Origin of the sequence: Blautia acetigignens (genome assembly GCF_025566865.1) — a bacterium.
Lineage (GTDB): Bacteria > Bacillota > Clostridia > Lachnospirales > Lachnospiraceae > Blautia_A > Blautia_A acetigignens.
In genome coordinates this window covers 1-20,975 of record NZ_JAOQJM010000025.1, presented here as the reverse complement: position 1 = coordinate 20,975, position 20,975 = coordinate 1, and the positions used below count along the sequence as shown (strand labels likewise).

Here is a 20,975-nt window from a genome sequence, read left to right as displayed (position 1 = left end):
GACTGGAAAATTAATAACTGGCAGGTAAACTTTCTTATTATAGTAAATACGTGTACCCATTATTAAAAATTGGTATGACAGATTTTGAAAAGATTGTTAATTTTTAGTCACATTATCTGGAATTTTGGCGCATTTTTATAAAAAATTTAGGCAAACTTTGACTGGCTTTTTCTGTGAAATAGATGTAAAATACTTAAAAATTGAAAAGGAGGGGAAAAATGGAACAGATAATCGGTAAATTATCCGAGATAGAGACCACTGCACAGAGCATTATGAATGATGCCGCGCAGAAGAAGAAAGCTCTTTCAGCTGAGATGGAAAGGCAGTCCAAGGAATTTGACACCCAGCTGGAGAAACACACCGAAGAGCAGATTCAGGAAATACGCCGTAATCTTGAAGGTGAGAAGGATAAGCGCCTTGCTTCCCTGCGTGAAGATACACAGGCAGCCTTAAGTGAGCTCGACGCTTACTACGCGAAGAATCACGAACGCCTTTCCAAAGAAATTTTTGAAAAGATCATTCAGGAGGAAGTGATGTAATGGGAAGCGTTCTTTCCTACAGCGGAGTTTCCACGAAAATACGCGCTATGAGCAGTCATCTGGTAACAGATGAACAGCTTCAGGAAATTGTCCGTTTTTCGGATGTTCCACAGGTAGCTGCTTATTTGAAAAAAACGCCGGAATATGCGAAGGCCTGGTCTGATCTTGATGAGAACAATCTTCATCGAGGTGAGATTGAGAAGCTTCTGAAGAAATCCATTTTCGGAAATTTCTCCCGCATTTATAATTTTGCAAACAAGGAACAGCGCAAATTCCTGGCACTTTATTCCAAGCGCTACGAAATCCGTGTTCTGAAAGAGATCCTTACGAATCTCTTTGATCACAGAAGCACCAATCCTGTGGATATGAGTCCTTACCGTGACTTTTTCCTGCACCATTCCAAGCTGGATCTTGACAGACTGGTAAGTGCCGGAAATATGGATGAATTCATGACAGCCCTGAAGGGAAATGAATTTTACGCTCCTCTTTTGAGCGTATATGAGAACGGCAATGGACTTTTATTTGACTACGGAATGGCTCTTGATCTTTATTATTTCAATCAGATCTGGAGTGTCCGCAAAAAGTTATTCAAGGGAAATGACTTAGACGAGATCACCAAGGCTTACGGCGAGAAATTTGATATGCTGAATCTGCAGTTTATCTTAAGATCCAAGCGTTATTACAAAATGGAGCCTGCAGCCATCTACGCACAGCTGATTCCCGTGAATTATAAACTAAAGAAAGAAGAAATCACAGCCATGGTAGAAGCTACCAGCAGAGAAGAAGGTGAGCAGATTTTCAACCGTACCTGGTACGGCCGGAAATATCAGCAGATGAACCTGATTTCCATGGAGGAGCTTTATAACAACATGCTCCGTACTGTCCTGGAAAAAGAGGCTCGCAAAGATCCTTATTCCGTAGCTGTTTTGTATTCTTATCTTTATCACAAAGAACATGAGGTAAACCGTCTGACCATCGCACTGGAGTGTGTTCGTTACCAGGTTGATCCGGACGAGGCAATGCGTTATGTTCACAACAATTAGTAACCCGGAGGTAGCAATGTGATTGAGAAAATGAAATTTGTCAGCATTACCGGGCCAAGGGAGGATATCGACCGAGTTGTAAACAATTACCTCAGCCGGTATGAGATTCATCTGGAAAATGCTCTTACAGAGCTGACAGATGTGAAGAATCTTTCCCCGTACCTTGAGATCAATCCGTATAAAGAAGCTTTAAGCACCATCGGAAGCTTCTATGAAGAGGTTGAGAACCCGGAGCAGGCTTCTGCGAAGAAGCTTCCAATCGAAAAAGCGCTCTCTCTTGTACAGCAGATCAAAGACGAAGCGGACGTTCTGAATAAGACCCGCCAGGAACTGGAAGAGAAACGTGATTCCCTGTCAGAATCACTTCGAATCATCTATCCGTTCCGAAATGTAGACTTTGATGTGCAGTCTATCCTGAAAATGCGTTATATCCATTATCGCTTTGGACGGATCGAGAAAGATTATTTCGAGAAATTCAAAACCTACATTTATGACAATCTGGACACGATTTTCATTAAATGTGATGAAGACGAACGTTATATCTGGGGAATTTATTTTGTTCCCGTTCACGAAGCACAGCGGATCCATGCCGTATATTCTGCTATGCACTTTGAAAAAATTTATGTACCGGATCAGTATGATGGAACTGCCAAGGCTGCTTTCACAGCACTTGAAGCAGAGTATAAGAAGACGATCGCTGACCTGGATGCAAACAAAGCGGCAAGAAAAGCTTTCTTTAAGAAATATGCATCTGACATTGCTTCAAGCAAGCTGACACTTTCCCAGTTTTCACGGAACTTTGATATCCGTAAGCTGGCAGCCTGCACACATGGAGACAACAGCGCGGATGCGTCAGCTGATTATAAGCCGAAGGAGCCGTTCTATATTCTTTGCGGCTGGATGACAGAGAAAGATGCAAAAGCTTTCCAGAATGATATTTCCGGAGATGCCCGTATCTTCTGCCTGATCGATGAGAATGAGCAGGAGGATGCCCACAAGACACCGCCTACCAAGCTGAAGAACCCCAAGCTTTTCAAGCCATTCGAAATGTACACCAAAATGTATGGCCTTCCGGCTTACGGAGAGATGGACCCCACCTGGTTTATCGCCCTTACTTATTCCTTTATTTTCGGCGCAATGTTCGGAGATGCAGGACAGGGACTGGTTTTACTTATTGGCGGATTCCTTCTTTACAAGTTCAAGCATATTGACCTTGCCGGAATCATCAGCTGTGCCGGAATCTTTTCCACATTCTTTGGCTTCATGTTCGGCAGCTTCTTTGGATTTGAGGATATTATAGAACCTGTCTGGCTGCGCCCAATGGATGCCATGATGGATGTGCCTTTTATTGGAAAACTGAACACCGTATTTATTATCGCCATCGGCTTTGGTATGGGAATCATTCTTCTGTGTATGATCTTTAATATTATGAATTCCCTGAAAGCGAAAGATACAGAGAAGGTATGGTTCGATACCAACTCTGTTGCAGGCCTTGTATTCTATGGCTCCGCAGTTATTGTAATTGCTCTGTTTATGACAGGCCATAAGCTTCCGGGCGGTATCGTTCTTTGCATTATGTTTATCCTTCCGCTGCTTGTAATGTTCTTAAAAGAGCCTCTTACAAACCTTGTGGAAAAGAAACCGGCAGCTTTTGAAGGCGGTGTGGGAATGTTTATCGTTCAGGGATTTTTCGAAATGTTCGAGGTTCTTCTGAGCTACTTCTCCAACACACTTTCTTTCGTGCGTATCGGAGCTTATGCAGTCAGCCATGCGGCTATGATGCAGGTTGTGCTGATGCTGGCCGGTGCTGAGAACGGAAGCCCGAACTGGGTAGTAATCGTTCTTGGAAATATTTTCGTATGCGGTCTTGAGGGCCTGATCGTTGGTATCCAGGTACTCAGACTTGAATATTACGAGATGTTCAGCCGTTTCTACAAAGGAAGCGGAAGAAAATTCGAGCCGTTCCGTTCTGATGCGGAGGCAAAATAAATTTAATTTATGAAAGATTGAATTACGAGGAGGTCAATTATCATGACAGTTATGACACAGATTATCTTAGCAGTAGCGCTTGTATTAAGCATTATCGTTCCATTTGGTTATTATTTCATCGGCGAGAAGAGCCGTGGACGTTACAAAACAACAATTGCAACAAACGCATTTTTCTTCTTTGGTACCATGTTAGTAGCAGCAATGGTTATGTTTGCAGGAAGCTCTTCTGTACAGGCTGCAACAAGCGCTGATGCAGGTCTTGCAACAGGTCTTGGATATATCGCAGCAGCTCTTGTTACAGGTCTTTCCTGTATCGGTGGTGGTATTGCCGTAGCCAGTGCGGCAAGTGCAGCTCTTGGTGCAATCAGCGAGGATCAGAGCATTCTTGGTAAATCTCTTATCTTCGTAGGTCTTGCCGAAGGTGTTGCTCTTTATGGTCTGATCATTTCCTTCATGATCATCGGTAAATTATAATTATGAAAATGTTTTTGATCAGTGACAACATCGATACCTGCACAGGGATGAGACTGGCAGGTGTGGAAGGCGTTGTAGTTCATGAGCGTGACGAACTGAAGGACGCTCTGGAAAAAGCGATCGCCAACAAAGAAATCGGGATTCTCCTTCTGACCGAGAAATTCGGCCGGGAGTTTCCCCAGATCGTGGACGATGTAAAGCTGAACCATAAAACGCCTTTGATCATCGAAATCCCTGACAGGCATGGTACAGGCCGTAAACCTGATTTTATTACCGGATATGTTAACGAAGCCATTGGCTTAAAGTTATAGGCAGGAGAAGACCAAGCATGACAATTGAAGAAAAACTGCAGCATTTCTATGACACTTCCGTTGCGGAAGCCCAGACAGAGGCTGAGAATACACTGGAAGCCCATAAGAAGAGCCTGGAAGAAATGCTGGAAAAGCATAAAGAATCAAGAAAAATGGATGCCGAGGCACAGATCAAGGCCGAGACAGAAAATGCAACCCGCGAGGTAAACAAGGCACTTTCTGCTGAGCAGCTGACTTTAAGACGTGACTGGACAACCAAACAGAATGAGCTTAGAAATGAGCTTTTTGTAGAAGTTAAGAATCATCTGGAAGACTTTATGGCAAGCCCGGAATATCAGGATTATCTTTGCCAGAAGATCCAGAAGGCAAGAGAGTTTGCGGGAAATGATGAGATCTTCATCTATCTTTCCCCGGAAGATACAGCACTGCAGCGTTCCATTGTGGCAAAAACAGGATTTGCTGTTGAGATTTCTAATGAGCCGTTTATGGGCGGCATCAAAGCTACCATCCCGGCGAAGAACATCCTGATTGACAACTCTTTTATGGGCGCTTATGAAACACTGAAGAAAGAATTTAAATTTGACGGAGGGCTGAGCCATGAATAAAACAGGTATTATCTACGGCGTTAACGGTCCTGTTATTTATCTGAAAGGTGATCCCGGATTCAAGATTTCCGAGATGGTTTATGTTGGACCTGAGAAACTGGTAGGAGAGGTTATCGGCCTGAAAAAGGGCATGACCACTGTACAGGTTTTCGAGGAGACAACAGGACTGAAGCCAGGAGATACAGTAATAGGAACAGGCGATGCCATTTCCGTTCTTCTTGGACCTGGAATCATCCACAATATTTTCGATGGTATCCAGCGTCCTCTGGAGGAGATTGCCAAGTCCTCCGGTAAATATATTTCCCGTGGTGTCAGCGTTGATTCCCTTGACACTTCCAAGAAATGGGATGTACACGTAACCGTTAAGGTTGGAGATGTGGTAAGCGCAGGAACTATTATTGCTGAGACACAGGAGACAGCTTCCATTCTTCACAAATCCATGGTTCCTCCTACAATTGGAGGAGAGGTTGAGGTTATTAAGGCTGTTCCGGATGGAGCTTATACCATTCTGGAGCCTATCGTAACTGTTCGTCTTTCTGACGGCAGCGAGAAAGAGATCGCCCTTGCTCAGAAATGGCCGATTCGTGTTCCAAGACCAACCTACAAACGTTTCCCTGCAAGCGTTCCGCTGGTAACCGGACAGCGTATCCTGGATACCCTTTTCCCCATTGCAAAAGGCGGTACAGCAGCAATTCCTGGCGGTTTCGGTACTGGAAAAACAATGACACAGCACCAAATCGCAAAGTGGTCTGACGCAGATATTATTATCTATATTGGATGCGGTGAGCGTGGAAACGAGATGACACAGGTTCTGGAAGACTTCAGTAAACTGATCGACCCGAAATCCGGAAACCTGATGATGGACCGTACAACCCTGATCGCCAATACTTCCAACATGCCTGTTGCAGCCCGTGAGGCTTCTATTTATACAGGTGTAACACTTGCTGAGTATTACCGAGACATGGGTTATGATGTTGCGATCATGGCAGACTCCACTTCCCGTTGGGCTGAGGCTCTTCGTGAGTTATCAGGACGTCTGGAGGAAATGCCTGCTGAGGAAGGTTTCCCGGCTTATCTGGCTTCCAAGCTTTCTGCTTTCTATGAGAGAGCTGGTATGATGCAGAACTTAAACGGTACAGAAGGTTCCGTTTCCATTATCGGAGCGGTTTCCCCACAGGGTGGTGACTTCTCTGAACCGGTTACACAGAATACAAAGCGTTTCGTCCGCTGCTTCTGGGGACTGGACAAGTCTCTTGCCTATGCCCGTCACTTCCCGGCAATCCACTGGCTGACAAGCTACAGTGAGTACCTGGAGGACTTAAGTCCGTGGTATAGAGATAATGTTTCCGGTAAATTTGTCAGCGACCGTAATCAGTTGATGGCAATTCTGAACCAGGAGAGTTCTCTTATGGAGATTGTTAAGCTGATCGGTAGCGATGTTCTTCCGGATGATCAGAAGCTGACACTGGAAATCGCAAGGGTTATTCGTCTTGGATTCCTTCAGCAGAATGCATTCCATGCAGAGGATACCTGCGTGCCAATGAGCAAGCAGTTTAATATGATGGAGATTATCCTTTATCTTTATGAGAAATGCCGTTCCCTTGTAAACCAGGGAATGCCGGTTTCCGTACTGAAGGAGGACAACATTTTTGAGCGTGTAATTGCCATCAAATATGATGTTCCGAATAACAAACCTGAGATGTTTGACCAGTATAAGGCTGACATCGACAGATTCTATGATAACGTATTAGAGAGAAACGGCTGATAGGGAGGTAAGTTTTTTATGGCAATCGAATATTTAGGCCTTAGTGAAATAAACGGCCCTCTTGTAGTTCTGGAAGGCGTTAAGAACGCTTCCTACGAGGAAATCGTCTCCTTCCGTATGGATGACGGTACCGAAAAACTTGGCCGTATCATTGAAATATACGAGGATAAAGCAGTTATCCAGGTTTTCGAGGGTACAGACAATATGTCCCTTGGAAATACTCATACACGCCTTAGCGGTCATCCGATGGAAATCGGACTTTCCCCGGAGATCCTGGGACGTACCTTTAACGGTATTGGACAGCCTATTGATGGTCTTGGTGAGATCACTCCTGAGGTTAGTCTGAATATCAACGGTTTACCGCTGAACCCGGTTACCCGTGAGTATCCGCGAAACTACATCAATACAGGTATTTCTGCCATTGATGGTCTGACCACACTGATTCGTGGACAGAAGCTTCCGATTTTCTCCGGAAACGGTCTTCCTCATGACAAGCTGGCTGCACAGATCGTACGTCAGGCTTCTCTTGGTGCCGATTCTGATGAAAATTTCGCTATTGTATTTGCTGCAATGGGTGTTAAGTATGATGTTGCTGAGTTTTTCCGCAGAACCTTTGAGGAGAGCGGTGCTTCCGACCATGTTGTTATGTTCCTGAATCTGGCAAATGATCCAACTGTTGAGCGTCTTCTGACTCCGAAAATCGCATTGACTGCAGCAGAGTATCTTGCTTTTGAAAAGGGAATGCATATTCTGGTTATCCTTACAGACATTACCTCTTTCTGTGAGGCAATGCGTGAGGTTTCTTCTTCTAAAGGTGAGATTCCTTCCCGTAAGGGTTATCCTGGATATCTTTACAGTGAGCTTGCTACTTTATATGAGCGTGCAGGTATCGTTTCTGGCGGTACAGGTTCTGTTACACAGATCCCGATTCTGACTATGCCTAATGATGATATTACGCACCCGATTCCTGACCTTACCGGTTATATTACTGAGGGTCAGATCGTTCTGGACAGACAGCTTCATGGCCAGGGCGTTTACCCGCCGATCAATGTTCTGCCGTCACTTTCCCGTCTGATGAAGGATGGTATTGGTGAAGGCTTTACAAGAGCAGATCATCAAGATGTTGCGAACCAGCTGTTTTCCTGTTATGCCAAGGTTGGTGACGCGAGAGCGCTTGCTTCTGTTATCGGTGAGGATGAGCTTTCTCCTTTGGATAAGAAGTATCTGCAGTTTGGTAAGGCGTTTGAGGCTGAGTTTGTGGGACAGACGGATACAGAGAACAGAAGTATTATTGATACCCTGAATAAGGGCTGGGAGCTTCTGGGTATGCTTCCTAAGGAAGAGCTTGACCGTATTGATACTAAGATTCTGGATCAGTATTATCACGAGACGACCAAATAAAGAGTGAGGTGACTTGAATGGATCCGAATACGTTTCCTACCAAGGGTAATTTAATTCTGGCTAAGAATTCTCTTGCTCTTTCCCGTCAGGGTTATGAACTGATGGATAAAAAGCGTAATATTCTGATTCGTGAGATGATGAATCTGGTTGATCAGGCGAAGGATATTCAGGGGCAGATTGATGAGACGTTCCGTACGGCTTATGCGGCTTTGCAGAGGGCGAATATGGAGATGGGTATCGCGTTTGTGGATCAGATTTCGCATACGGTGCCGATTGAGGATTCGATTCGTATTAAGACGCGTAGCGTCATGGGTACAGAAATTCCGCTTGTGGAGTATGACAAGTCAGGAAATGTTCCTACGTATGCTTATTATAGTACGAAGATGTCTCTGGATGAGGCGAAGGCGGCTTTTGAGAGGGTGAAGGAGCTTTCGATTAAGCTGTCTATGATTGAGAATTCGGCGATTCGTCTGGCCAGCAATATTAAGAAGACGCAGAAGAGGGCGAATGCGCTGAAGAATATTACGATTCCGAAGTTTGAAGCTCTGACAAAGGATATTTCCAATGCTTTGGAGGAGAAGGAGCGAGAGGAATTTACACGACTTAAGGTTATTAAGAGGATGAAGCAGGGTGCGTGATGGCGCACCCTGTTTTTTTCGGCTTGAAATATGAGTTCACAGTTTTTTACGAGAGTACCCATAGAATGAACACCATTTCCCCATTTTTTGGACACAAATTGTTTGTATAGTATAAGCCATAAGGAACACAAAAACAAAGACGATTCAAAGGAGAAGTGGATGAGGGCTTTGAGAGTGGATCGGATGAATATGAATACAGAAAGGAAATGAATGGGTATGAAACGTAGATATTTAGCAGTTTTAATGGGTGTTATGGTAGCAACAACTTCTGTTCCGGCTATGGTTTATGCGGAGAATGTTAAGACGGAGCGTGCAGCGGATGAGGCTTCTGACGAAAGTAGTGAGAAGGCTGATGGCAGTGATGAGAATGCACAGAGTGATGAAGCTGAGGAGAATGTGGTTCTTGGTGAGGTGAAATCGGTTTCGGATACGGAGATTACTATTGCGGTTGGTACTATGAAGGAAATGGGGCAGCCGGGTGGTAATGGTCAGGGCCAGACGATTACTATTACAGAGAATACTGTGATTACGAAACAGTCTGGCGGTATGCAGCAGGGCCAGACTGGCGGAGACGGTCAGAACGGTGGAGTACCGGAGAAGCCAGATGGTAACGGACAGGGTGCAGAGGCTGAGGAAATTTCACTTTCTGATATTCAGGAAGGGGATATTGTTTCCATTACATTAGATGAAGACGGAAATGCAGCGAGCATTACTGTAATGTCCATGGAAATGAGCGGACAGTCTCAGGGTGTTGACAGTTATACAGCTGTAAATGAATATACAGAGGACACGACCGTATCTGGTGAGACTTTGGAGTCTACTGGTACAGATGAGAACGCAGCTTTGATTTCTTCCGGAGCAAGCGTAACCCTTGATAATGATACCATTACAAGAACTTCTGACAGCAGCACAGGCGGAGACAATTCCAGTTTCTATGGCGTTGGCGCAGCGGTTCTGGCAACAGACGGTACTGCTTATGTAAAGGATGGCAGCGTAACAACAGATGCAGCTGGCGGTGCAGGACTTTTTGCATATGGAGATGGAACGGTATATGCTTCCGGTACAACTGTAAAAACAACACAAGATACCTCAGGCGGTGTTCATGTAGCTGGCGGCGGTACACTTTATGGATGGGATCTGGATGTTGAGACCAACGGAGAGTCTTCTGCGGCAATCAGAAGTGACAGAGGCGGCGGAACAATGGTAATTGATGGAGGAAATTATGTTTCCAACGGTGTTGGTTCCCCGGCTATTTACAGCACAGCTGACATTGCGGTAAGCAACGCGAGCCTGACAGCAAACGGTTCCGAGGCAGTCTGCATCGAAGGTCTGAACTCCATTCACCTTTATGACTGTGATCTGACTGGAAACATGAGTGACCTGGATCAGAACGACAATACCTGGACCGTTATTCTTTATCAGAGCATGTCCGGTGACTCTGAGGTTGGAAACAGTACCTTCCAGATGGACGGCGGTAGCCTGACTTCTGAAAACGGCGGCGTGTTCTACACAACCAATACAGAAAGTACCATTACTTTAAGTAATGTTGACATTAACTATAACGACGATAATGAATTTTTTCTGCAGTGCACAGGCAACACCAACCAGAGAGGCTGGGGCCAGTCTGGAGCAAACGGTGCGGACTGCCATTTCACAGGCATCAGCCAGGATATGCAGGGCAATGTGATCTGGGATTCTATCAGCGACCTTGATTTCTATCTGACAGAGGGCAGCAGCCTGACAGGCGCTGTTGTAGATGATGAGACATACGCTGGCGAAGGCGGAGGCGGATACTGCAACATCTATGTAAGCTCCGATTCCACCTGGAACGTAACTGGTGACAGCACAGTTTCTGCTCTGGAAAATGAAGGAACCATCGTGGACAGCGAAGGAAAAACTGTAACAATCCAGGGTACTGACGGAACTGTTTACGTACAGGGCGACAGCGAGTACACAATCACAACAGGTTCCTACAGTGATTCTGTAGATCTGTCCGGCGCAACATCAATCCAGGATCAGAGCGCTTATACAGTAGAGAAACCAGACCAGCTTTAAAATCAGGAAAATAGTAGTGAGAGTTGCTGCAAAGTAAAGGCAGACAGGTATAAGCAGAATAAAATTTTATAAATGAAATAATTGAAAAGCCATATTCCTTGAAGTGAGATGCGAACACTTACTGGGGAATATGGCTTTTATTTTGCAGATTTTGGACATAAAAAAATCCCCCTAAAAAGAAGGAGGGCCGGACCAATTGGTCCGGCAAGTATGAAAAAGAAAAAGTTAATTGTTAATCTATGTAAAAAAGCTTTCGCTTTATTTGTTTATTAATATACCCGGAATTTGTGATGAATCTGTGAGAAGGAATTGAAAAAAGTATGATTAAAATCTAAAGAACTTATAAACTGGAAGCTCTCAAAATAACAGCCCGAGATACAAAATATCACTTTTTGCAATATATTTCCCATAAAATACAATAGACTATGGCGATAATTTCTGTATAATAGAAAGTAATAATGCAAATCGCCAGAAGATTTATAACTGATGTCAGAAAATTAAAATGTATGACCTGACAACATAATATTAGCCGGAAATCTTCATGGGAGAAATTGCAGTTATAACAAGGGGAGGTATGAGTATGCAGGCTGTTTTTGAGGCAATCAATGGAGTATTTGGTTTCATAGGTCCGCTGTCGGATCTGCTGTGGGACTTTCCCACCAACTTTGAATGGTATCGGAATATTCCCATTCTGGGAAATATATCCCTGGCAATTATTGTACTTCTGGGATCCGGCATCTTTTTCACCATTAAGCTTGGATTTATCCAGGTGACACATTTCAAAAAGGGAATCCGTCTTCTCACAGAAAAGCGTTCCGTTCAAACGGGAATTACGCCGCTGGCAGCGTTTCTGCTAAGTGCAGCTATGCGAGTAGGCCCGGGAAACATTATCGGTGTTACAGGCGCCATTGCAGTAGGCGGCCCGGGAGCTCTTTTCTGGATGTGGATCTCCGCATTTTTCGGAATGGCGGTGGCTTATATGGAAGCAGTTCTGGCGCAGATTTTTAAAGAGAAAAAGGACGATGAATTTGTAGGCGGCCTTCCGTTCTACGGCAGAAAGCTCCTTGGAAACAGCGTTGGCATCGGCGTATTTTTGTCCATCCTTTATATCCTTTATGCGCTTTGCTGCCTGCCGGCACAGGGCTTTAATGTAGTTTCTTCCGTGGGCAGAATGGCGGAAATTCTCACAGGAAAAACCATTGCCGTGGACTCTTTATTCTACTATATAGCTGGTGCGGCAATCATCATTCTCACAGCGGTAATCGCATTTGGCGGAATCAAAAAAGTCTCCAAATGGACGGATATGATGGTTCCGGTAATGGCAGTTTTGTATATCCTCGTGGTATTTGTTTTGATCATTTTGAACATTGGACAGATCCCATATTTCTTTACTTCAGTATTCGGCGGTGCGTTTAAACCACAGGCATTCTTTGGCGGTGCAATGGGAACGGTTCTGGCACAGGGCGTAAAGCGTGGCCTGATGTCGAACGAGGCAGGACAGGGAACCATCACCATGTCTGCTGCAGCAGCGGATGCGAAGCACCCATGTGAGCAGGGAATTCTGGCTTCTCTGGGCGTTTTCCTGGATACTATAGTGATCTGTACCCTTACCGGATTTGTGGTTGTTATGGCTCATTGCTGGACTGGAGAAGGCGCTGAGGCATGGGCGGCACTTGATAAACTTCCGAAATTTACAGAGTCCATTGCAGTGCTGACACCGGGAACATCCATGAATGCGATCATGACATTTTTGGTAACATTGTGCTTCGGATTGTTTGCATTTACCTGTCTTCTGGGTATGATCAGCTTCTCCGAAATTGCAGCCAACCGAATCCGCAAAGATGCAGTTTGCATTAATATTGTCCGCTGTATTGCTCTGTTTGTTGCGGCATTTGGAATCCTCTGCAACCTTGCCGGACTGGAGCTTGGAAACCTGTGGGCGTTCTCTGATCTGGGAAATATTTTGATCGTATATTTCAACGTTCCTATTGTTTTCGTTGGTGCGAAATGTGTATTCAAGGCGACGAAGCATTATAAGAAAAATGACGGCACTCCGTTTGATTCCAGCGTAGTTGGAAGAAACGACTGTGTATATTGGGATGAAAAGAAAGGGGCTCATTGAGCCCCTTTATACTTCCAGTTTTCTGCCTGAAGCTGCAGATTGATCATATGTTTATAGATACCATTCTGAGCTTTCAGTTCCTCTGGCGTACCGCTTTCCGCAACCACGCCGTCCTTTAAAACTACGATTTTATCTACGCCATCAACCGTTCTCATTCGATGTGCAATGATCATAACGGTCTTATTTTGGATTAGTTTGGAAAGGGCTTCCTGGATCAAAGATTCGTTGTCAACATCCAGGGAAGCAGTGGCTTCATACATAAGAATAATAGGCGCATCCTTCAAAGCCTGCAGGACTTCCTGGTCTGTGGCGTCTGGTTTTCCAATCCGGACATTGTCCAGAATGGACATTTTCAGAAGCCTGCTGTCCTGAAAAACGTAGGAAATCTGGTTCATCAGCTCACTGCTGGCAATCCCATTGAAATATTAGAATAAACTAACAATGGTTTCAACTACATAACAACATAATGGCTCCTTTTAGCAATGAAATTAGTGGAGAATTATGATCAGGAAAGAAAGGGCGAAAAATTTGTATGGCAAAATAAATTAGCCGTTGTAAAAGTTGCCGTACTCATTTATAATGGAAAGAAGATTCAAGGTTACTGTTTGCATAGTGAGCAGTAACGATTCCAAAGAGACTTTATAAGGAAAACAGGAGGAAGACCTTGAAGAAAGAATTAGTTATTGTCATTGATTTTGGCGGTCAGTACAATCAGCTGGTTGCAAGACGTGTCAGGGAGTGCAATGTATATTGCGAGATCTATTCCTACAAGACCGATCTTGCGAAGATCAAAGCAATGAATCCAAAGGGAATCATTCTCACCGGCGGACCGAACAGCTGCTACAAGGCTGATTCACCTACTTACCAGAGAGAACTGTTTGAGCTTGGCATTCCGGTACTTGGACTTTGCTACGGCGCACAGCTTATGATGCATGTGCTTGGCGGCAAGGTTGAGAAAGCAGATGTCAGCGAGTATGGCAAGACAGAGCTTCTGGTTGATAAAAAAGAATCCAGAATTTTCAAAGGCGTATCAGAGAAAACAATTGTATGGATGAGCCATACAGACTATATTTCCAAACAGGCACCGGGATTTGAGATTGCTGCACATACAGCGGATTGTCCAGTAGCCGTAGCTGAAAATGAGGCGCAGAAGCTGTATGCCATTCAGTTCCATCCGGAGGTTCTTCACACAGTAGAGGGAAAGACCATGCTTTCCAACTTCGTACTGGGCGTATGTGAATGTGCCGGAGACTGGAAAATGGATGCTTTTGTGGAGCATACCATCAAAGAGATCCGCGAGAAAGTAGGAGACGGCAAGGTTCTTCTTGCACTGTCAGGCGGCGTGGATTCCTCTGTGGCAGCAGGACTTCTTTCCAGAGCAATCGGAAAGCAGCTGACCTGCGTATTCGTAGATCACGGTCTTCTTCGTAAAGACGAGGGTGATGAGGTAGAGGGCGTATTTGGACCAAATGGACAGTTCGACCTGAATTTTATCCGCGTTAATGCACAGCAGAGATACTACGATAAGCTTGCCGGAGTTACTGAGCCGGAAGCAAAGCGTAAGATCATCGGTGAGGAATTTATCCGTATTTTCGAGGAAGAAGCGAAGAAAATCGGAGCCGTTGATTTCCTTGCACAGGGAACCATTTATCCGGACGTTGTAGAGAGCGGTCTTGGCGGAGAATCCGCAGTGATCAAGTCTCACCACAACGTAGGAGGACTTCCGGATTTCGTAGATTTCAAAGAAATCATCGAGCCCCTTCGCGATCTTTTCAAGGATGAGGTCCGCAAGGCAGGATTAGAGCTTGGAATCCCGGAGAAGCTGGTATTCCGTCAGCCATTCCCAGGCCCGGGACTTGGAATCCGTATCATCGGCGAAGTTACCGCCGAGAAAGTACGAATCGTACAGGACGCAGATTTCATCTACCGCGAAGAAATCGACAAAGCCGCCGAAGCCTACAAGGCCGAGACTGGCAAAGAACCATCCTGGATGCCCAACCAGTACTTCGCAGCCCTTACCAATATGCGAAGCGTAGGCGTTATGGGTGATTTCAGAACCTACGATTATGCAGTAGCACTTCGTGCCGTAAAGACCATCGACTTCATGACTGCAGAAGCATCAGAGGTTCCGTATGAGGTGCTGAACAGGGTAATGAACCGTATTATAAATGAAGTAAAAGGTGTAAACCGCGTATTCTATGATCTGACGAGTAAGCCACCGGGTACGATTGAGTTTGAATAACGGACATTTGAGCCACAAATCCTTATTTTACTGGGATTGTGGCTCTTTTATTTTGCTCCGTGATGTTAATGTGATGTTAAGAATGATGTGCCATTACTTTTACTACTCAAAATGAGCATTATTCTGATGATGTGCAGCTTCCTGAAAAAGTGCAATCGAAAACAGTTGCAAATCGAAAGTGCAATCAAATATGGTTGCAGATAGAAAAAGAGCCGCCTCGGTCTGAGACGGCTTTACAAATTCAATTCTTGCGAAACTGGTTCAAGCGGTCTGCCAGCTTCTGATCTTTATCTGGATAAAGATGTGAGTAGGTGTCCAAAGTAGTCTTTATTGATTCGTGGCCGAGACGTTCTGCAATCTCTAATGGGGTAAACCCAAGCTCTATCAGCATACTTGCGTGAGAGTGCCGCAGGTCATGTACTCTGATCGGCTTCAGACCAATTCTTTCTGATACTCTTTTCATTTCTTTTTCCAGAGCTGTCTTCTGGAAGTAAAATATCCTGTCGCCATTTCCGATACCATATAGCTTGGAAATGTATTCTTGAATATCATCATATAAGAAATCCGGAATGGAAATACATCTTTTTGCCTTTGGTGTCTTAGGCTCCAGGAATAGCTCCTCACCTTTAATTTTTGCATAGTTCTTATTGATATCAATTCTTTTTGATGAAAGAATGTCTGCAGGTGTGAGTGCCAGAAGCTCTCCGGAACGCATACCGGTATAAAAGAGAATATCAAAAGCAAGCTTCATAGACGATTTGCTAATTGCATTTGAAAACCTCTCATATTCTTTCTGTGTCCAGATGTTCATTTCATCTGCTTTGCTCTTTCCCATACTGCCGGCCGCCCTGCATGGATTGACAGGCAGGCGGTAATGAGATACAGCATAATTCATTATTGCTGATAACTGGTTGTTCACAGTTTTTAAATATGTTTGGGAGAATGGCTTTCCATCATCATCCCGATAGGAGATAAGCTTATTCTGCCATTTTCTGACCTTTATTGTATCAATGTCACAAATCTTCTGTTTTCCAAAGTAGGGGAGCAGCTTCGTTTCAATAATAAACCGCTTATTCTCCATTGTGGTAGGTTTCAAGCGGTGTTCCATATCTTCAAGATAATTTGCAACGAGGGAAGAAAAGAGTATGTCGCTTGAAGTGTTCTGCTGATCCAGAAAAGACCTCTCATAATCTTTTGCTTCCCTCTGTATTTTAAATCCTCGTTTACAGATATGCTTCTTTTCTCCAGTCCAATCGGTGTAATAAAAATTAGCATACCATAGTGTTTTGCCACTTTTAAGAGTGTATTTATATGCCGGCATTAGATGTCCTCGGATGAATTAACCACACGAGCCAATATCTGATAAATATATTCCGGCTGGCGGGTTTCCAAAGGATACTGTTGATCGCCGAACTGGAAAGCAATGCCATTCTGATAAGGAGTTACAGCTGACAATGCCGAAATCTTCTTATCGAAAGCTCCTTTGTTTGCTGAAAATACAACTCTCTTATTCGTAATAGAAAGAACTCCCTGTGTACGCTCCTGCACGTCACCACGGATTGGAGCTGCCTTTCTCGCCCCAAGATGTACCGACATACCTTTTGCAATACGGACACTTGTACCACGGCTTCCTCCGGAATATCCAACGACCACATTCTTTGTTTTAACAAAAGTAGCAGGTCCACAGTAATGACACACCTCTCCATTTGCAAGCATTACATTTGATGGCACAACTGGCAGCGGTGCGTCTGCGGAAATCTGCATTGGTCTGTTACCCTGAATGCGTTCTCCGTGTATTGCGGCCAGCAGGTACCGGATGCAGTCAACAAACCATCCGATACAAAACAATCCAAATGTGCATAGGTAAAGAATACCCATACCAATCTTCTTTTCTCTAAATTTATGAACCCCAAGCCATCCAAACAGGAGGCAGATAACAAAGTCGGTCCAAGCTGCAGTCCATACCATAATATTCCTCCAATCGTTCTGTTATTTTTTTTAAGCCCCTTTTCCTTCGGTACCACTCGAAGGAAATGATTTTTTTTCTTCGTCTGCGTATTTGCCATACTCACCAGCTGCAACTGCCGAGATACCCTCTACGCACAAAACACCTGCCTTTGCTATAAGATAGTTTTTGCATTGGTCATCGCACTTGTTAAATAATTGAAGGAGCGATTCTTCGTCCGATGACAGCCTTTTTCTTCTTGAAATGTCGAGAAGATAATCTGCTGATACATCTAATGCACCGGTGATTTTTATGAGATCCTCTATTGATGGCATTCTGTTGCCATATAGATAAGCATCCTTTTCATCTTTACTAAAACCAGTACTTTGCATGAAATCATCTTCAGTCATTCCTTGCTCAGAAATTAGTTCCCGAATTCTCATTTTGAAATCGAGAGCGAATTCAGATTCGTCTATCTGAAAGTTCGCATAATCAAGTCCTCCCTGCCTGTCAACACCGAGCAAGTAATCTAATGAAACATGGAAGTAGTCACATATCTGTTTTTTGATTTGATCGTTCGGTGTGCTTTTGCCACTTTCATATAATGAAACTGTAGATTTTACTATTCCGAACTTCTTACCAAATTCTTCCTGTGTCATTTCTGCTGACAAGCGGAGGCTTTTAATCCTATCAGATAGATTTGCCATAATAATCGCCTCCGTGTAAGTTTAATAATTTCAAACTCATTATATAACACATCCTTTCTAAATTGAAGAAATAAAAACAAAGTTGCAGAAACTTCAACAAAACGCTTGACAACAAAATAAAGTTGAAGTAATATGAACATGAAAGTTGAAGAAACATAAACACATAAGGAGGTAAGACAATGGATCTGGCACTATTGAGAGCAGAGCGAATGAAACGCGGTATAACACAGGAGAAACTTGCAAAGTGCCTCGGCTTCAAAGACAAAAGCAGTTACTGCCTGATGGAAAAAGGGAAAACCTCTATTTCCGTAGATATAGCAAATCAAATCGCAATCCATCTCGGATTATCCAAAGAGATGACATATAAAATTTTTTTTGCAAAAGAAGTTCAAGAAACTTCAACTGATACCATTTTAACGCATGGAGGTGATGTAGAAAATGGCAAATGTGACAGCTAAGACAAGCTCCAACATCTTTTACAAAGCCCGTTGCGAAGCGGCAACACACAATGAGCAGTTGAGCAGTAGAGAAGGAGCTGCAGATTACATGTCAATTGACAGAGGGAGACTTTATCGAATAGAGAGTGGCATTGCAGTTCCTTATCCAGAGGAAATAAGACTGATGGCAGATTTATACAATGCTCCGGAATTGGAAAATTATTTTTGCAGAACGATGTGTCCGCTCGGATGCGAAATGCCAAAAGCGGAGCTGGCAAATTTGGACAGAATCACAGTCAGAACGCTTTCGGTTTTCCGGAAGATAGGGAAAACAAAAGAAATGCTTCTCGACATCACCGCAGATGGTGTGATTGATGAAAGTGAAAAGCCTGAGCTTGATGAGGTAGTAAAAAACTTAGAAGAGGTAGAGGAGATTGCACAAAGCATGAGGCTTTGGATTAAGAAGAATATGTAAGAAATAGGCTTGAATGGTCGGCAGTATCATTGGACAGAGCGAAAGCAAGGACAGTCTGGCGGTGCTATTGGCAGAGTAGAGCTTAATAATTTTTTTATTTACATTCTGCGGACATTTGACAGCAAGTGACAACAAATGTGTCCGTAATCCGAATCCAAATCCGAATCGGGAAACCAATACAATATTTGCTCGGAGCTTCAAGCAGCTCCAAGCCGCAGGAGGTGACATTTTGTATTTAGCGGGAAACTTAAAATTCCTTCGGGAACAGATAGGGAAGACACAACAGGAGTTGGCGAATCTCTTTGGAGTTGAACAAAAGACAATGTCTTCATGGGAATGCGGAAGTCGAACTCCGGGAATTGAAATAATTGTGGAATTAGCAAGATATCATGGAGTATCGCTTGACGATCTAGTGTTGAGAGATATGAAGCCTGCAATGCCGGTATATGTGCTTAATCTTATGTATTTGCGTAAAAAGCATGGTATGACACAACAGGACATATCTGAATTGCTAGGTTACAGAGGGAAACAAGGGTACAACGCAATTGAAACGGGAAAAGCAAAGCCGACAATAGACATCTTAGAAAAACTAAAACCACTGGCGGCCGTATATCCGTGTAAGTTATCCACTGCTATGAAAAAATATTGCGATGAAAACTGCATTACATATTTTACAACTTATGCTAAAAAGAACGTCACAAGCTCGATGGGCGGCAAGGTGCTTGCAAACGAATGGATTGACACAATTCGATTCAGAGATTGGTTAAAGAATGACATGCAGGAAAGAGTATTTAATCTTCTTGTGTTGAACACGAAAGTGCCTTTTACTGATGAAGGTATTACTGCGGTTGAAGGCAAGATGGAGGAATCGTTAAAAGTGGGGCAGAAAGTCGGAGGAATTGCGCCTACAGAGTATGACGATGATGATAATGAAATTCCGGGATACACAATAACTGTGCCTTCATCCTCAAGTATGAGTGATTCAGAAAAGGCATCCAGACAGTTGACAGGCTGCAAGTTTACCGCCAAGTTAGCAGGAGCAATCCAAGTAGTAAATATCAGTGGCAACCTTGTGTACGCATAGAAGGAGGTGAAGGTTAATGCCAAGAGTAACAACTTATAATCCGAAAAAGATAACGCTTGCACTCGGAAACCATATTGCAAGTGGTTTTGCTGATGACAGCTTTATTGTTATTGAGCCTGCTGGCGATGGAAACAGCTATGTGGCAGGAGCAGATGGTGAAGTCTGCGTGAGTGTGGATCCGTCATCCATCTATACCGTAAAGGTATCTGTTCTTCAGAACTCTAAAACAAATGCATATTGCAAGAAGATGTATGAGAAGATGAAGAAAAATGGTAAGGGATTTTTCCCTGTTACAGTGAAGGATCTTGTTGGCAATGAGAAATTCAGCGCATCTACAGGCTGGATTACTAAGCCCGCAAGCAAAACTTACGGAAAAGCACAGAACAATCGCGAGTGGGAGATTGTAGTAGCTGATGGTGTAGAAAGTTAGGAGGTAAAATATGGCACGATTAAAGCAGCTTGAACCAAAGAAGGAAACGATTGGAGGTCTGAATTTTTATATAAGACCTTTTCCAGCTATGGTTGCCGCAAACCTTACGGGAGATTTAGCTTCGTTGCTTACCCCGGTTCTTGCAGCACTTATGCCGCTTGTAGGCAATAGCGACAATGAAAGCGATGGAGAAGATGGAGATTTGATGGACATTGATGTAAATGATGCGGCCGCTTCCATTTCAAAGAGTATGGAAGGGTTTTCTGGTAGCAAAGTTGAATCGATGATGAAAAAATTGCTCATTACTCATAAGAATGTAGTCGTTGAACTTCCTGTAATGGATGAGGACGATGTGGAGACAGGAGAGTATTCACAGGAAATACTTGATATGGATATCGTAAATGAGATTTTTTGCGGGGATGTACAGGACATGTTCATTCTCGCTTTTTATGTTATCCGTTTGAACTTCAATGGTTTTTTCAAGAGACTCGCCGGCCCATCTGGGAAAGTAGGCGAGTCTATAGCGAAGAAGATGAGGAAGATATTGTAAAATACGGAAAACTTGACACCTCGCAATTTTCCGAGCTGGAGTTAAGAATGTACATACTGATTAAAGCTAAATTAACTTGTTGTGCTAGATAAAATAAATATAAAGAAACTTCAACAAAATGTGCTATCCTATTTGTAGGGAATACAATGAAAGGAGGCATCAT

Annotated in this window: 20 protein-coding genes and 1 pseudogene; 17 read left to right on the top strand and 4 right to left on the bottom strand. The window is 43.7% G+C overall.

The genetic code is table 11. The features are described 5' to 3' along the window. The first annotated feature begins 218 nt into the window (after positions 1-218). From OCV70_RS17845 to OCV70_RS17795, 11 genes are all read left to right on the top strand, one after another. Positions 219-539, top strand: coding sequence for a hypothetical protein (locus OCV70_RS17845; RefSeq protein ID WP_021924907.1), 321 nt, complete (start codon positions 219-221; stop codon positions 537-539). Then, on the top strand, positions 539-1,582 hold the full coding sequence (locus OCV70_RS17840) for a V0D/AC39 family V-type ATPase subunit (RefSeq protein ID WP_021924908.1): 1,044 nt from the start codon (positions 539-541) through the stop codon (positions 1,580-1,582). The genes OCV70_RS17845 and OCV70_RS17840 overlap by 1 nt, the downstream gene beginning before the upstream one ends. 18 nt (positions 1,583-1,600) lie before the next feature. Beyond that, the gene (locus OCV70_RS17835; protein WP_117851010.1) at positions 1,601-3,571 is read left to right on the top strand and encodes a V-type ATP synthase subunit I; all 1,971 of its coding nucleotides are present in this window, start codon (positions 1,601-1,603) and stop codon (positions 3,569-3,571) included. 42 nt (positions 3,572-3,613) lie between these two features. Then, positions 3,614-4,045, top strand: a complete 432-nt coding sequence (locus OCV70_RS17830; protein ID WP_117851008.1) for an ATP synthase subunit C — start codon at positions 3,614-3,616, stop codon at positions 4,043-4,045. Positions 4,046-4,047: 2 nt separating this feature from the next. Beyond that, positions 4,048-4,356 carry a V-type ATP synthase subunit F gene (locus OCV70_RS17825; RefSeq protein WP_117851005.1) on the top strand — a complete coding sequence of 103 codons (309 nt, stop codon included), beginning with the start codon at positions 4,048-4,050 and terminating at the stop codon, positions 4,354-4,356. A 17-nt stretch (positions 4,357-4,373) separates the two neighbouring features. Beyond that, positions 4,374-4,961, top strand: a complete 588-nt coding sequence (locus tag OCV70_RS17820; protein WP_117851003.1) for a V-type ATP synthase subunit E — start codon at positions 4,374-4,376, stop codon at positions 4,959-4,961. Further along, the gene (locus tag OCV70_RS17815; RefSeq protein WP_173767889.1) at positions 4,954-6,726 is read left to right on the top strand and encodes a V-type ATP synthase subunit A; all 1,773 of its coding nucleotides are present in this window, start codon (positions 4,954-4,956) and stop codon (positions 6,724-6,726) included. Before OCV70_RS17820 ends, OCV70_RS17815 begins: the two co-directional genes overlap by 8 nt. Before the next feature lie 18 nt (positions 6,727-6,744). After that, positions 6,745-8,127: a V-type ATP synthase subunit B gene (locus OCV70_RS17810; protein ID WP_021925070.1), complete on the top strand. Its 1,383-nt coding sequence runs from the start codon at positions 6,745-6,747 to the stop codon at positions 8,125-8,127. 17 nt (positions 8,128-8,144) lie between these two features. After that, positions 8,145-8,765, top strand: coding sequence for a V-type ATP synthase subunit D (locus OCV70_RS17805; protein ID WP_021925069.1), 621 nt, complete (start codon positions 8,145-8,147; stop codon positions 8,763-8,765). 216 nt (positions 8,766-8,981) lie between these two features. Then, positions 8,982-10,820, top strand: coding sequence for an autotransporter outer membrane beta-barrel domain-containing protein (locus tag OCV70_RS17800; RefSeq protein WP_195588280.1), 1,839 nt, complete (start codon positions 8,982-8,984; stop codon positions 10,818-10,820). A gap of 580 nt (positions 10,821-11,400) precedes the next feature. After that, positions 11,401-12,942, top strand: coding sequence for an alanine/glycine:cation symporter family protein (locus tag OCV70_RS17795; protein WP_021925066.1), 1,542 nt, complete (start codon positions 11,401-11,403; stop codon positions 12,940-12,942). Here the strand turns inward: OCV70_RS17795 and OCV70_RS17790 are convergent. Next, positions 12,936-13,340, bottom strand: a pseudogene (locus OCV70_RS17790) (ABC transporter ATP-binding protein); the annotation flags it as partial. The gene OCV70_RS17795 and the pseudogene OCV70_RS17790 sit on opposite strands and share 7 nt — an antisense overlap. Before the next feature lie 266 nt (positions 13,341-13,606). Here OCV70_RS17790 and guaA point away from each other — a divergent pair. After that, positions 13,607-15,184 (top strand): glutamine-hydrolyzing GMP synthase, encoded by a 1,578-nt coding sequence (guaA, locus tag OCV70_RS17785; protein WP_021925064.1) that lies wholly within the window; start codon positions 13,607-13,609, stop codon positions 15,182-15,184. A gap of 241 nt (positions 15,185-15,425) precedes the next feature. On the opposite strand, the gene OCV70_RS20365 is transcribed toward guaA, so the two are convergent. The 3 genes from OCV70_RS20365 to OCV70_RS17770 are packed head-to-tail and all read right to left on the bottom strand — an operon-like array spanning position 15,426 to position 17,836. Then, positions 15,426-16,505, bottom strand: coding sequence for a site-specific integrase (locus OCV70_RS20365; protein WP_262579958.1), 1,080 nt, complete (start codon positions 16,503-16,505; stop codon positions 15,426-15,428). Continuing rightward, positions 16,505-17,152, bottom strand: coding sequence for a TM2 domain-containing protein (locus tag OCV70_RS17775; RefSeq protein ID WP_022464040.1), 648 nt, complete (start codon positions 17,150-17,152; stop codon positions 16,505-16,507). The genes OCV70_RS20365 and OCV70_RS17775 overlap by 1 nt, the downstream gene beginning before the upstream one ends. A 30-nt stretch (positions 17,153-17,182) precedes the next feature. After that, on the bottom strand, positions 17,183-17,836 hold the full coding sequence (locus tag OCV70_RS17770) for a helix-turn-helix domain-containing protein (RefSeq protein ID WP_262579957.1): 654 nt from the start codon (positions 17,834-17,836) through the stop codon (positions 17,183-17,185). A 179-nt stretch (positions 17,837-18,015) separates the two neighbouring features. On the opposite strand from OCV70_RS17770, the gene OCV70_RS17765 reads away from it, so the two are divergent. The 5 genes from OCV70_RS17765 (at position 18,016) to OCV70_RS17745 (ending at position 20,812) form a co-directional block, all read left to right on the top strand. After that, a complete protein-coding gene (locus OCV70_RS17765) occupies positions 18,016-18,294 on the top strand; it encodes a helix-turn-helix transcriptional regulator (protein ID WP_118758198.1) in 279 nt (92 codons plus the stop codon). Then, complete coding sequence (locus OCV70_RS17760; RefSeq protein WP_262579956.1) at positions 18,275-18,748, top strand: phage regulatory CII family protein; 474 nt, start codon at positions 18,275-18,277, stop codon at positions 18,746-18,748. The genes OCV70_RS17765 and OCV70_RS17760 overlap by 20 nt, the downstream gene beginning before the upstream one ends. A gap of 229 nt (positions 18,749-18,977) precedes the next feature. After that, positions 18,978-19,832, top strand: a complete 855-nt coding sequence (locus OCV70_RS17755) for a helix-turn-helix domain-containing protein (RefSeq protein WP_262579955.1) — start codon at positions 18,978-18,980, stop codon at positions 19,830-19,832. Positions 19,833-19,848: 16 nt separating this feature from the next. Next, positions 19,849-20,262, top strand: a complete 414-nt coding sequence (locus tag OCV70_RS17750) for a phage structural protein (RefSeq protein ID WP_022463631.1) — start codon at positions 19,849-19,851, stop codon at positions 20,260-20,262. A 10-nt stretch (positions 20,263-20,272) separates the two neighbouring features. Then, positions 20,273-20,812: a phage tail assembly chaperone gene (locus OCV70_RS17745; protein WP_003502278.1), complete on the top strand. Its 540-nt coding sequence runs from the start codon at positions 20,273-20,275 to the stop codon at positions 20,810-20,812. The last annotated feature ends 163 nt before the right edge of the window (positions 20,813-20,975 follow it).

Excerpts from the sequence above, each read along its gene's own strand:
- OCV70_RS17845 (WP_021924907.1), top strand. The coding sequence starts at position 219 with ATGGAACAGATAATCGGTAAATTATCCGAGATAGAGACCACTGCACAG.
- OCV70_RS17840 (WP_021924908.1), top strand. The coding sequence starts at position 539 with ATGGGAAGCGTTCTTTCCTACAGCGGAGTTTCCACGAAAATACGCGCT.
- OCV70_RS17830 (WP_117851008.1), top strand. The coding sequence starts at position 3,614 with ATGACAGTTATGACACAGATTATCTTAGCAGTAGCGCTTGTATTAAGC.
- OCV70_RS17825 (WP_117851005.1), top strand. The coding sequence starts at position 4,048 with ATGAAAATGTTTTTGATCAGTGACAACATCGATACCTGCACAGGGATG.
- OCV70_RS17820 (WP_117851003.1), top strand. The coding sequence starts at position 4,374 with ATGACAATTGAAGAAAAACTGCAGCATTTCTATGACACTTCCGTTGCG.
- OCV70_RS17815 (WP_173767889.1), top strand. The coding sequence starts at position 4,954 with ATGAATAAAACAGGTATTATCTACGGCGTTAACGGTCCTGTTATTTAT.
- OCV70_RS17810 (WP_021925070.1), top strand. The coding sequence starts at position 6,745 with ATGGCAATCGAATATTTAGGCCTTAGTGAAATAAACGGCCCTCTTGTA.
- OCV70_RS17805 (WP_021925069.1), top strand. The coding sequence starts at position 8,145 with ATGGATCCGAATACGTTTCCTACCAAGGGTAATTTAATTCTGGCTAAG.
- OCV70_RS17800 (WP_195588280.1), top strand. The coding sequence starts at position 8,982 with ATGAAACGTAGATATTTAGCAGTTTTAATGGGTGTTATGGTAGCAACA.
- OCV70_RS17795 (WP_021925066.1), top strand. The coding sequence starts at position 11,401 with ATGCAGGCTGTTTTTGAGGCAATCAATGGAGTATTTGGTTTCATAGGT.
- OCV70_RS20365 (WP_262579958.1), bottom strand. The coding sequence starts at position 16,505 with ATGCCGGCATATAAATACACTCTTAAAAGTGGCAAAACACTATGGTAT.
- OCV70_RS17775 (WP_022464040.1), bottom strand. The coding sequence starts at position 17,152 with ATGGTATGGACTGCAGCTTGGACCGACTTTGTTATCTGCCTCCTGTTT.
- OCV70_RS17770 (WP_262579957.1), bottom strand. The coding sequence starts at position 17,836 with ATGGCAAATCTATCTGATAGGATTAAAAGCCTCCGCTTGTCAGCAGAA.
- OCV70_RS17765 (WP_118758198.1), top strand. The coding sequence starts at position 18,016 with ATGGATCTGGCACTATTGAGAGCAGAGCGAATGAAACGCGGTATAACA.
- OCV70_RS17760 (WP_262579956.1), top strand. The coding sequence starts at position 18,275 with ATGGCAAATGTGACAGCTAAGACAAGCTCCAACATCTTTTACAAAGCC.
- OCV70_RS17750 (WP_022463631.1), top strand. The coding sequence starts at position 19,849 with ATGCCAAGAGTAACAACTTATAATCCGAAAAAGATAACGCTTGCACTC.
- OCV70_RS17745 (WP_003502278.1), top strand. The coding sequence starts at position 20,273 with ATGGCACGATTAAAGCAGCTTGAACCAAAGAAGGAAACGATTGGAGGT.